The 10,443-nt window shown below is 57.5% G+C and carries 6 protein-coding genes; 5 read left to right on the forward strand and 1 reads right to left on the reverse strand.

Annotated elements, in window-relative coordinates; translation table 11 throughout:
• Positions 1-695: 695 nt before the first annotated feature.
• Positions 696-2,093, forward strand: coding sequence for an alpha-amylase family protein (locus tag ACRAUW_RS14095; RefSeq protein ID WP_431362777.1), 1,398 nt, complete (start codon positions 696-698; stop codon positions 2,091-2,093).
• 105 nt (positions 2,094-2,198) lie between these two features.
• On the opposite strand, the gene gyrA is transcribed toward ACRAUW_RS14095, so the two are convergent.
• Positions 2,199-4,946, reverse strand: a complete 2,748-nt coding sequence (gyrA, locus tag ACRAUW_RS14100) for a DNA topoisomerase (ATP-hydrolyzing) subunit A (RefSeq protein WP_431362778.1) — start codon at positions 4,944-4,946, stop codon at positions 2,199-2,201.
• 198 nt (positions 4,947-5,144) lie between these two features.
• On the opposite strand from gyrA, the gene ubiG reads away from it, so the two are divergent.
• From ubiG to nrdB, 4 genes are all read left to right on the forward strand, one after another.
• Positions 5,145-5,861, forward strand: a complete 717-nt coding sequence (gene ubiG, locus ACRAUW_RS14105; protein WP_431362779.1) for a bifunctional 2-polyprenyl-6-hydroxyphenol methylase/3-demethylubiquinol 3-O-methyltransferase UbiG — start codon at positions 5,145-5,147, stop codon at positions 5,859-5,861.
• Entirely contained in the window at positions 5,861-6,556 is a 696-nt protein-coding gene (locus tag ACRAUW_RS14110) for an HAD family hydrolase (RefSeq protein ID WP_431362780.1), read from the forward strand. Before ubiG ends, ACRAUW_RS14110 begins: the two co-directional genes overlap by 1 nt.
• 617 nt (positions 6,557-7,173) lie before the next feature.
• Positions 7,174-9,441 carry a class 1a ribonucleoside-diphosphate reductase subunit alpha gene (gene nrdA / locus ACRAUW_RS14115; RefSeq protein WP_431362781.1) on the forward strand — a complete coding sequence of 756 codons (2,268 nt, stop codon included), beginning with the start codon at positions 7,174-7,176 and terminating at the stop codon, positions 9,439-9,441.
• A gap of 80 nt (positions 9,442-9,521) precedes the next feature.
• On the forward strand, positions 9,522-10,443 hold a 922-nt coding region (nrdB, locus tag ACRAUW_RS14120), incomplete at its 3' end, for a class Ia ribonucleoside-diphosphate reductase subunit beta (RefSeq protein WP_431362782.1).

Below are 10,443 nucleotides of genomic sequence, written 5' to 3' on the forward strand. Positions count from 1 at the left end.
TTTTCCTTAGCTTAAAGGTTCGGAAATCGATCAGGATCGAGGCTACACACAGACCTCCTGCGATCTGACTGCCCAAAGCAGAAGGACAATATCTGGTTGATTCCCCCTGCAGATGCTCTTGCAGTGACAACAGAATAACACAGTCAACCGCCCTGCCCCCGTTCTGATACTGCTGATGGTTGAATCGCAATCGCTTGGGCCAGCGCATCGCACAGCGCTTCCAGTAAAAAAAGATGAACTAGGTACAATCACTGCGACTATCAGCCTGACTTAGCTGCTGATAGTCGTGCTCTTGCAGAGCCTTGATCACCGTCAGCCATAAACGTCCCATCCAACCATTTCCATCCGCAGATGGATTGACGGTCAGTCAACAAAAAATTCACGCTTTCACCCTGATACCCGACACCCTCCAATTTTCCATGTAATCCAACTGGTTATATGTCCCTGATGACGAAGGTGGTGACAGCAGCACACCACTTTTCCGGCAACATAGCGGCAGGGATGACCTTGAAATGACAAATAAATCACTTGGTAAAACGCTATTGGCCATAGCGGGAAAAGTGGCAACAGCTCACACATTCTGAAAAATCAGCCTGAAAGCGGTCACAAATCCGCAGGTTGTGGATTGCCGTCCCCCCTGTGTCCAGCCAATGCTGGCTTGCCCATTCAGGCATGTATAAAACAGGGACACAATAATGAAACACACAGCGGGAATATGGGCGATCGCAGGCATGCTGATCGCCCCCTTGGCGCACGCTGACGTCATACTGCACGCCTTCAACTGGAAGTACAGTGAAGTGACCGCCAAAGCCGACCTTATCAAGTCGGCCGGTTACAAACAGGTACTCATCTCGCCGCCCCTCAAGTCGTCGGGCAACGAGTGGTGGGCTCGCTACCAGCCCCAGGATCTGCGCCTTGTTGACTCACCCCTTGGCAACAAACAGGATCTCGAGCAGCTGATCGCCGCCATGAAGGCGCGAGGTATCGCCGTCTATGCCGATGTAGTGCTCAACCACATGGCCAACGAAAGCTGGAAACGCCAGGACCTCAACTATCCCGGCAACGAGCTGCTGCAAAGCTACGCCAGCAACCCGGCCTATTTCGAGCGCCAGAAACTGTTTGGCGATCTGGGGCAAAACTTCCTCTCCGGTCAGGATTTTCATCCCGAAGGGTGCATCAGCGACTGGAGCGATCCGGGTCATGTCCAGTATTGGCGGCTCTGTGGCGGTGCCGGTGACAAGGGGCTGCCAGATCTGGATCCCAACAACTGGGTGGTAAGCCAGCAACAGGCCTATCTCAAGGCGCTCAAAGGGATGGGGATCAAGGGTTTTCGGGTCGATGCGGTCAAGCATATGAGTGATTACCAGATCAATGCCGTGTTCACCCCCGAGATCAAACAGGGGATGCATGTCTTTGGCGAGGTGATCACCACGGGGGGCGCAGGCAGCACCGATTACGAGCGCTTCCTCAAACCCTACCTCGACAGTAGCGGTCAGGGAGCCTATGACTTTCCACTGTTTGCCTCCCTGCGCGGCGCGCTGGGGTATGGCGGCAGCATGAACCTGCTGGCGGATCCGGGTGCTTATGGTCAGGCGCTGCAGGGCAGCCGTGCGGTCACCTTCGCGGTCACTCACGACATTCCCACTAACGACGGCTTCCGCTATCAGATCCTCAGCGAGACTGACGAGAAGCTGGCCTATGCCTATCTGCTCGGCCGAGATGGTGGCTCACCGCTGGTCTATTCGGATCACGGTGAGACCCAGGCCAAGGATGGACTGCGCTGGCAGGATTACTACCAGCGCGCCGATCTCAAGGGGATGATCCGCTTCCACAATGCGGTGCAGGGCCAACCCATGCAACTGGTCGGCAGCGGTGACTGTTTCGTGCTGTTCAAACGGGGCAAACAGGGGCTGGTCGGCATCAACAAGTGCGACTATGAGCAGGAGTATTGGCTCGATACCGCCAGGTTCGAGATGAACTGGTATCGCAACTATCGTGACGTGCTCGACCAAGGCGCCGTAGTCAACGTGCAGAGCCAGTGGGTACGGGTCGCCATTCCCGCCCGCAGCGCCAGAATGTGGCTGCAGGAGTGAGCCAGCCGTAAGATCAGCGGAGAGTCATAAAAAGCAGACAAATAAAAAGAGCGACCACCAGGGTCGCTCTTTTTGATCAGAGACGTTGCTCGGAACAGGTGACGATTACTCCTCGCCCGCTTCCCCTGCATCGACTGCATCAGTGCCGGTCGCGGTATCGGTACCTTCAGATACCTCACCGTCAACGGCCAGCGCATCGTTCTCGTCTTCGTCGCTCTCGGCAATGCGCTGCAGACCAACCACGGTCTCGTCTTCACCGGTACGGATCAGACGGACACCGCCGGTGTTACGGCCAATGACACTCACCTCGGCAACACGGGTACGCACCAGGGTGCCGCCGTTGGTGATCAGCATGATCTGGTCGGTATCTTCAACCTGGATCGCATCGATCACCTTGCCATTACGCTCATCCACCTTGATGGAGATAACGCCCTGGGTACCACGGCTCTTGGTCGGGTATTCGGCCAACGCAGTCCGCTTGCCGTAACCGTTCTCGGTGGCGGTGAGGATGGCACCTTCGCCGCGCGGAACGATGAGGGAAACCACCTTGTCACCGGCGCCCAGCTTGATGCCGCGTACACCGGCTGCGGTACGACCCATGGGACGCACGCCCTTGAAGGTACCCTTGCTTTCGGTGCCTTCGCCGTTGTCGTTGCCATCATCGTCGTTGCCGGCATCGTCGTCGGTTTCAACCTCATCGCTGACATCCGCATCGGCGCGACCGCTGCCTTCCGCGAAGCGAACGACTTTGCCCGCGTCGGAGAAGAGCATGATCTCGTTGCTGCCATCGGTGATATCTACCCCGATCAGCTCATCACCCTCTTTGAGGTTGATGGCACGAATACCGGAGGAGAGCGGACGACTGAAGTCAGAGAGGCTGGTCTTCTTCACGGTACCGTTGGCGGTGGCGAAGAACACATACTTCTCGGCGTCATATTCCTTCACCGGCAGGATGGCGGTGATACGCTCACCCTCTTCCAACGGCAGCAGGTTGATGATCGGACGACCACGAGCGCCACGGGACGCCTCCGGCAGCTGGTAAACTTTGAGCCAGTAGACCTTGCCACGGGTGGAGAAGCACAGAATGGTGTCGTGGGTGTTGGCCACCAGCAGACGCTCCACAAAGTCCTCTTCCTTGATCCGGGTGGCCGACTTGCCACGACCACCACGGCGCTGGGCCTCGTAGTCGGAAAGCGGCTGATACTTCACATAGCCCTGGTGAGACAGGGTAACCACCACGTCTTCCGGGGTGATCAGATCTTCGATGTTGATCTCGGCACTGGACATGCTGATCTCGGTGCGACGCTCGTCGCCATACTGCTCGCGCACGGCCAGCAGCTCATCACGGATCACTTCCATCAGACGAACCGGGCTCGCCAGGATGTGCAGCAGCTCGGCGATCAGATCCAGCAGAGATTGGTACTCTTCCAGGATCTTCTCATGCTCAAGGCCGGTCAGCTTGTGCAGACGCAGGTCAAGGATGGCCTGTGCCTGCTGTTCGGTCAGGAAGTAGTGACCTTCACGGATACCGAACTCGGGCTCCAGCCACTCTGGCCGTGCCGCGTCGTCGCCCGCTTTTTCCAGCATGGCGGCCACGTTGCCGAGTTCCCAGCCCTTGGCAACCAGACCCGCTTTCGCATCGGCCGGGGTCGCGCTATGGCGGATCAGCTCGATGATGGGATCGATGTTGGCCAGCGCAACCGCCAGACCTTCCAAAATGTGTGCCCGATCCCGCGCCTTGCGCAGTTCGAACACGGTCCGGCGAGTCACCACTTCACGGCGGTGCAGCAGGAACGCATCCAGGATCTCTTTAAGGTTCATCACCTTGGGCTGGTTGTTATCGAGCGCCACCATGTTGATGCCAAACGTGGTCTGCATCTGGGTGTGCTTGTAGAGATTGTTCAGCACAATCTCGCCGGACTCGCCGCGCTTGATCTCGATAACGATGCGCATGCCGTCTTTGTCAGACTCATCGCGCAGGGCACTGATACCCTCGATCTTTTTCTCTTTGACCAGCTCGGCGATCTTCTCGATCAGTCGAGCCTTGTTCACCTGATAGGGGATCTCGTGAACGATGATGGTCTCGCGACTGGTTTTCTCGTCCACTTCCACTTCAGCTTTGGCCCGCACATAGATGGAGCCACGACCGGTACGGTACGCCTGCACGATGCCGGAACGACCGTTGATAATGCCGCCGGTGGGGAAATCTGGACCGGTGATGTAGGTCATCAGCTCGTCAATGGTGAGGTCGCCGTTTTCGATCAGCGCCAGGCAGCCATTGACAATCTCGGTGAGGTTGTGAGGCGGAATGTTGGTTGCCATGCCCACCGCAATACCGGAGGAGCCGTTGACCAGCAGGTTGGGAACCTTGGTGGGCATGACAGCCGGGATCATCTCGGTGCCGTCATAGTTCGGCACCCAGTCCACGGTCTCTTTGTCCAGATCGGCCAGCAGCTCGTGGGAGATTCGGGCCATCCGCACTTCGGTGTAACGCATGGCCGCGGCGCTGTCGCCATCGACCGAGCCGAAGTTGCCCTGACCATCGACCAGCATGTAACGCATGGAGAAATCCTGCGCCATCCGGACGATGGTGTCATACACAGCGCTATCGCCGTGCGGGTGATATTTACCGATTACGTCACCGACCACACGGGCCGATTTTTTATAGGGCTTGTTCCAGTCGTTCCCCAGCTCGTTCATTGCATACAGAACGCGGCGGTGAACCGGTTTCAAGCCATCACGCACATCCGGCAGAGCTCGTCCTACGATCACGCTCATGGCGTAATCAAGATAGGAACTCTTGAGCTCTTCTTCGATGTTGACCGGCGTGATCTCTCTGGCCAGATCGCTCATAGAAAGCCTTATCCCTAATTAGTTGTTCTTTGGCTTAAACAGCGCAACATGGTAACACACTGAGCCAAATACCTTAAGCCACAAATCGGGTATCAGATCGGGCTGGTGTGACAAAGTCCGTCCGTTATAATGCCCGCCAGGACAATAGATTGCGCCCATGACTCAGCCCCGGGCGCCCTGCCACAGGATCCTCGAAAAATGAACAGTGATGCCAATGTCGATTTGACAGAAATCGCCAAGTTTGAAGCCATCGCCTCCCGCTGGTGGGACATGGAGGGCGAGTTCAAGCCCCTGCACCAGATCAATCCGGTACGTCTTGACTGGATAACCAACAAGAGTGGCGGTCTGTTTGGCAAGCGCATTCTCGATATCGGATGTGGTGGTGGCATCCTCGCCGAGAGCATGGCCCGCCGTGGTGCCAGGGTCACCGGCATCGACATGGGCAAGGAGCCCCTCGGCGTCGCCCGCCTGCACGCCCTGGAGCAGGGGGTCGAACTCGAGTACCGCCAGATCACAGCAGAAGCACACGCAGCAGAAGCACCCGGCCAGTATGACGTGGTCACCTGCATGGAGATGCTGGAGCACGTGCCTGACCCCGCCTCGGTACTGCGCGCCATCGCCACCCTGGTGCGCCCGGGTGGCCGGGTGTTCGTCTCCACCATCAACCGCAATCCCAAATCCTATCTGATGATGATCATCGGGGCCGAGTACCTGATGAAGATGGTGCCCAAGGGTACTCACGACCACAACAAGTTCATCACCCCCGCCGAACTGTGTCGCATGGGTGAGGCAGCAGGCCTTCTGGTATGTGACATGAGCGGCGTCTACTACGCCCCCCTCACCAACCGGTTCAAGCTCGGCAAGAATGTCGACGTCAACTATATGGTGGAGTTTGTCCGCCCGGAGCAAGGTTGATGAGCGCCTCTCACCCTCTGCCCCTGCGCGGTGTGCTGTTCGATCTGGACGGCACCCTGCTCGACACAGCTCCGGATCTGGGGGCCGCCGTCAACCATGTACTGATCAACGAAGGCTTTGCGCCGCTCTCTGACGACATTATTCGTCAGACCACCTCTCACGGAGCGCTCGGGCTGCTGAAAGCGGGCTTCGGCGACGAACTGCTTGAGGAGCTGGGGGCCACGCGCCTGCGCAATGCCCTGCTCGACTACTACGCGGCCAATCTCTGCGTCGGTACCCGCCCCTATGAAGGAATGGTGGATCTTATCGAGTGGCTCGACGAGAAACAGCTCCCCTGGGGCATAGTCACCAACAAGCCGGGCTTTCTCACCGAGCCGCTGCTGGCGGCCCTGCCAGAACTCGCCAGTTGCGGCGTCACCGTCAGCGCTGACACCCTGCCGGTACGCAAGCCCGACCCCGCCCCCATGTTCTTTGCTTGTGAGAAACTGGGGGTCGAGGCGGCTCACTGCCTCTATGTGGGGGATCATGTGCGGGATATCGAAGCGGGCCGCAATGCTGGTATGCGCACGGCGGTCGCTGGCTGGGGCTATCTCAATGATCAGGAAGATCCCGCCCAATGGGGCGCCGATCTGCACTTCGATACCGTGCAGGCTCTGCATCACTGGCTGCGCTACGAGCTGATGACCAGCAACTGACGCACAGCCTAACCGATTGCACCAAAGGGGCAGAGAGATTCCCTGCCTCTATTGAACCCCACTTACCCTCCCAGGATCCACACTACGAACATATCGCCATATCATGGATAACAGAGGCAGCTTTCTGTCTGTTGGATACGCGTTTGACCGGAGCACAACCGTCGCAGAGCAGCCTCAAACCGCAATCATCGGGTACCAGCCCATAGCCAGCCGAGTGCGCAGCGGCGACAACTGGATAGCTTTTAACCCTTGTTGCATAAGGGATAATCAGCCGCTGTTTGCTAGTAAAAAGCCCCCCGTTTCGCAAGCAAAAAAAGTTATTTTAATTTTCCATCTTCGATCGGGAGACTTGCATTTAGCGAAGCGGACGAATGAAAACCCGCGCACTGTGAGCGGTCACTAACTGGCGGAACAAGACTCACAATTTATCCACAGCTCGTCACTTATTCACACGTTGCAATGGCGAGCCGACCTCACTATCTTGTAGCTCGAACTTAAAATAACACTACATCTTGTGATTCATCGCACGTTCTCTGCCCAACGCCTGCACACAGCCTGAGCTAGGGTAGCACCATTGTGCGATGGTTTTTCGGGAATCAACTAAAGGTCATCCGCCAATGAACTTGTTTGTGACGAAGCGTAACGGACACAAAGAACCCATCGATCTGGATAAAATTCACCGCGTGCTGGACTGGGCCGCCGAAGGGCTCGACAACGTGTCGGTCTCCCAGGTAGAGCTCAAATCCCACATCCAGTTCTATGACGGTATCCGTACCGCCGACATTCACGAAACCATCATCAAGGCGACGGCGGACCTCATCTCCGAGCAGACCCCGGACTACCAGTACATGGCTGCCCGTCTGGCCATCTTCCATCTGCGCAAGAAGGCCTACGGTCAGTTCGAACCGCCCCACCTCTACCAGCACGTGGCTCGTCTGGTGGACATGGGCAAGTACGACAAGCACCTGCTGGAAGACTACACCCAGGCTGAATTCGAAGAGCTGAACACCCATCTGGATCACTGGCGCGACATGGATTTCTCCTACGCGGCAGTCAAACAGCTGGAAGGCAAATATCTGGTCCAGAACCGCGTTACCGGCGAGATCTACGAGAGCCCGCAGTTCCTCTACATCCTGGTAGCGGCCTGCCTCTTCTCCAAGTATCCGAAAGATACCCGTCTGGACTACATCAAGCGCTTCTATGATGCGGTCTCGACCTTCAAGATCTCCCTGCCGACCCCGATCATGAGCGGCGTGCGCACCCCGACCCGTCAGTTCAGCTCCTGCGTACTGATCGAGTGCGATGACAGCCTGGACTCCATCAACGCCACCGCCAGCTCCATCGTGCGTTACGTCTCCCAGCGCGCCGGTATCGGCATCAACGCAGGTCGCATCCGCGGTCTGGGCAGCCCCATCCGTGGCGGCGAAGCGTTCCACACCGGTTGCATCCCCTTCTACAAATACTTCCAGACTGCCGTGAAGTGCTGCTCCCAGGGCGGCGTGCGCGGTGGTGCGGCCACCCTGTTCTACCCGCTGTGGCACACCGAAGTAGAAAGCCTGCTGGTACTGAAGAACAATCGCGGCGTGGAAGAGAACCGTGTTCGTCACATGGACTACGGCGTGCAGATCAACAAGCTGATGTACCAGCGCCTCATCAAGGGCGGTGACATCACCCTGTTCTCCCCGTCCGATGCACCGGGTCTGTACGATGCCTTCTTCGCCGATCAGGACAAGTTCGAAGAGCTCTACCTCAAGTACGAGCAGGATCCGGCCATTCGTAAGAAGACTCTGAAAGCGGTAGACCTCTTCTCCCTGATGATGCAGGAGCGTGCCGGTACCGGTCGCATCTACATCCAGAACGTGGATCACTGCAACACCCACAGCCCGTTCGACCCGAGTGTGGCGCCGGTACGCCAGTCCAATCTCTGCCTCGAGATTGCGCTGCCGACCAAGCCGCTCAACAACATCGACGACGAGAGTGGCGAAATCGCCCTGTGCACCCTCTCCGCCTTCAACCTCGGTGCCATCGAGAAGCTGGAAGATCTGGAAGAGATGGCCGATCTGGCTGTCCGCGCCCTCGATGCCCTGCTCGACTATCAGGATTACCCGATTGCCGCCGCCAAGAAGGGCAGCATGGGTCGTCGCACCCTGGGGATCGGCGTCATCAACTACGCCTACTACCTGGCCAAAAACGGTGCCCGTTACTCCGACGGCTCCGGTCTGGCCCTGACTCACCGCACCTTCGAGGCCATCCAGTACTATCTGCTGAAAGCCTCCGTGCAGCTGGCCCGCGAGTTCGGCCCCTGCCCGCTGTTTGGCGAGACCACTTATGCCCAGGGCATCCTGCCCATCGACACCTACAAGAAGGATCTGGATGCGCTGTGTAACGAGCCGCTGCATCTGGATTGGGAAAGTCTGCGTGAAGAGATCAAGTCCGTGGGCTTGCGTAACTCCACCCTGACCGCCCTGATGCCGAGCGAGACCTCCAGCCAGATCTCCAACGCCACCAACGGCATCGAGCCGCCGCGCGGTCTGGTATCGGTCAAGGCCTCCAAAGACGGCATTCTCAAACAGGTGGTGCCCGAGTATGATCGCCTGAAAGATCAATACGAATTGCTCTGGAAGCAACCGAGCGTTGACGGCTACCTGCAGCTGGTCGGTATCATGCAGAAGTTTGTGGATCAGGCGATCTCCGCCAACACCAACTACGACCCTGCCCGTTTCGAAGGCAACAAGGTGCCGATGAAACAGCTGCTGAAGGACTTGCTGACCGCCTACAAATACGGCCTCAAGACCCTGTACTATCACAACACCCGTGATGGTGCAGACGATGCCCAGACCGATCTGCAAGATGACGGTTGCGCTGGCGGGGCTTGCAAAATCTAAGTCACGGCAAGAACTGATAACCGGGCGGGAGCATGAAGCTCCCGCTCTCCTGTTTTCTCTATTCACATATTCTGGTAACCATGGCCTATTCAACTTTCTGCCAAACCCAAAACGACCAGCTCAAAGAGCCGATGTTTTTTGGCCAATCGGTCAACGTAGCCCGTTATGATCAACAAAAGCACGAAGTGTTCGAGCGCCTGATCGAAAAGCAGCTCTCCTTCTTCTGGCGCCCGGAAGAGGTGGATGTCTCCCGTGATCGCATCGACTATCAGGCCCTGCCGCCCCATGAGCAGCACATCTTCATCTCCAACCTGAAATACCAGACCCTGCTGGACTCCATTCAGGGTCGCAGCCCCAACGTGGCACTGCTGCCACTGGTCTCTATTCCGGAGCTGGAAACCTGGATTGAGACCTGGGCCTTCTCCGAAACCATCCACTCTCGCTCCTATACCCACATCATCCGCAATATCGTCAACACCCCCTCCCAGGTGTTCGACGATATCGTGACCAACGAGCAGATCTTGAAGCGCGCCGGCTCCATCAGCCACTTCTATGACGACCTGATCGAGGCGACCGCCCTCTACAACCTGCATGGTGAAGGGACCCACACTGTTGCAGGCCGCCAGGTGACCATCACATTGCGTGGGTTGAAAAAGAAGCTCTATTTATGTCTGATGAGTGTCAATGCGCTGGAAGCAATCCGCTTCTACGTCAGCTTTGCCTGTTCGTTTGCCTTCGCCGAGCGCGAGCTGATGGAGGGCAACGCCAAGATCATCAAGATGATAGCCCGCGATGAGGCGCTGCACCTGACCGGTACCCAGCACATGCTGAACCTGATGCGCAGCGGTCAGGATGACCCCGAGATGGCCGAGATCGCCGCCGAGTGCGAACAGGCAAGCTTCAAGATCTTCAAGGAAGCGGCCATGCAGGAGAAAGAGTGGGCCGAATACCTGTTCCAGGACGGCTCCATGATCGGCCTGAACAAGGACATCCTCTGCCAGT

This window comes from Aeromonas sp. (assembly GCF_050633025.1).
Taxonomy (GTDB): Bacteria; Pseudomonadota; Gammaproteobacteria; order Enterobacterales; family Aeromonadaceae; genus Aeromonas.

Excerpts from the sequence above, each read along its gene's own strand:
- ACRAUW_RS14095 (WP_431362777.1), top strand. The coding sequence starts at position 696 with ATGAAACACACAGCGGGAATATGGGCGATCGCAGGCATGCTGATCGCC.
- gyrA (WP_431362778.1), bottom strand. The coding sequence starts at position 4,946 with ATGAGCGATCTGGCCAGAGAGATCACGCCGGTCAACATCGAAGAAGAG.
- ubiG (WP_431362779.1), top strand. The coding sequence starts at position 5,145 with ATGAACAGTGATGCCAATGTCGATTTGACAGAAATCGCCAAGTTTGAA.
- ACRAUW_RS14110 (WP_431362780.1), top strand. The coding sequence starts at position 5,861 with ATGAGCGCCTCTCACCCTCTGCCCCTGCGCGGTGTGCTGTTCGATCTG.
- nrdA (WP_431362781.1), top strand. The coding sequence starts at position 7,174 with ATGAACTTGTTTGTGACGAAGCGTAACGGACACAAAGAACCCATCGAT.